The organism is Acidithiobacillus sp., assembly GCF_027322205.1.
In the GTDB taxonomy this organism is placed as follows: Bacteria; Pseudomonadota; Gammaproteobacteria; order Acidithiobacillales; family Acidithiobacillaceae; genus Acidithiobacillus.
Window position 1 is genome coordinate 4,987 of the sequence record NZ_DAHVHY010000089.1, and the last position, 1,819, is coordinate 6,805.

A 1,819-nucleotide genomic window follows, 5' to 3' on the forward strand; every position below is an offset into this window, starting at 1 on the left:
AGCCAGGACCTGCTCGAAGCCGCCACTAATCTGGTAATTGCCTGCGGTATTGGGGGGAAAATCAAGGCGCCAATGCCCTTGTGCGGGTTTTTTAAGCGCAGGATTAGTGAGTTGTAGTGACTGGAGCAAAATCTGCTGTGGGGAGATCTGTGTCATACCGCTCAAAGTCGTCAGTTGCTTGTTTTGCTGTATCTGAATATTCAGGGGGCCACCAAAAGTCTGGGCCGAAATGCCGTGCCAGTGTGTTTCCCATTTTACGGTCAACAGGTTGGCGGCGCTGCCTTGTCTCCATACACCCAGGCTTTGCAGCCCGCGCGCTCCCATTTGCAGGTCTGCCGTAAGCTGGAGTCTGCTCTGAGGCATCAGCGCCGACAGGTTTTTGATGCGCAGATTGCCACGCTGCCAAGCCAGCTCGGAAAATGCCGCCTGGGAGAGAACGAAGGACTCCTGCGTTCCTTGCCATATACGCAGGTTCGTACAAGTAACCGGGCTCAGTTTCAGGTCGATGAGACGGGTCCACAGAGGCAATGCGGGCCAGCGCAAATGAATAGGGCTGGGTTTATCAGAGGGCACCGGCAGGTGCAAATCGGCTTGGTGAAGCTGGAGATCGGCCAAGTCGACTTCTCCCCAGAGCAAACGGGCAGGATACAAGTGCCACTGCAAAGATTGCGCACGAAAGCGTATGTCCGCACTATGCCAGGAAATGCCGGAAAGCCGTATCTTGCCGGTAAGTGAGCCTTTTACCTGTTTGATCTGTAAGTTTGGGACTTGCGCTAACGCCCACCGTGCACCGTGGCTGGTAGTGAGCAGCCAGACCAGGGCGGTGGCCAGCATGATCAGGACCAGCAGCATACTGGCAACGATGCCGTGGCGGACGCGAATCACAGGCTGAAACCTACTGAGAAGGCGATACGGACTGCGGGCGCTTGCGGGGCAACCAGGGGATGTGCCACGTCAAAACGTATGGGGCCGACGGGGGAGTACCAGCGCACACCCAGGCCGGCATCTTGAAGCACATGAAAACTGGACCAGCTGTTAAAAGCATTGCCCACATCATAAAATGCGACGACAGCCCAGTCTTTAGTGACAAAGCGCTGAATATCGAAGCCACCAACGGCAAGGAGGCGGCCACCTTCCACCGCACCATCCACAGCCAACGGTCCCTGCGATTGATAGGCATAACCGGGCAAGCTATTTTGACCACCCGCGAAAAAGCGCAGATTGGGTGGCAGTTCGCTGAGAGGCCCGGTTAACCACATTGCCCCCAGTTTGGCACGAGTGCCGAGGATCCAGTTCCGGCTCAAGCGCTTGCGCCATTCTCCCTGGGCACTAAAGCGGATGAAATTCGCGTCACTACCCCACACTTTACTGGCACCCTCAATCCTCGCCACCAGTGTGTAGCCGGCGATGGGGCGCAAGATATTGCGGAAATCCTGCACGCTATATTGTACGGATGGATAACTATAAAAGCTGTTATTAAATTGCCCAGCCACATTGTAGTTGGCTTTCTCAACATTGATTAATGTCTCGATGGTCGCATTTTTACTAAGGCTGCTCGCGCGCTGTAATGACCACTGTCGGCCGACACTGGCGAGGATTTCGTTACTGGTATAAGCGGTCAGATTTTGATTCTGATAGCTGGCTTGGGTAATATATTTCGATCCTAGGCGTGCGCCAACCGGCCAACTGTAGGTGACGCTGGCATTGCGATTCAGTTGTGCGGCCAGAACTGAAACACGCACATGCTGCGCTTTATCAAAAGCATTATAATTATCATAGATGAGTGCTGCGTTTGGACCGATATTAGTGCTGTAACCAG

Annotated in this window: 1 protein-coding gene and 1 pseudogene; both read right to left on the minus strand. The window is 54.3% G+C overall.

Annotated features, from left to right (window positions below; all coding sequences use genetic code 11):
- Window positions 1–885 (minus strand): annotated as a pseudogene (locus M7F93_RS10655) (translocation/assembly module TamB domain-containing protein); the annotation flags it as partial.
- The coding region (locus M7F93_RS10660) for an autotransporter assembly complex protein TamA (protein WP_298173160.1) at window positions 882–1,819 on the minus strand (938 nt) is incomplete at its 5' end. The pseudogene M7F93_RS10655 and the gene M7F93_RS10660, both read right to left, overlap by 4 nt.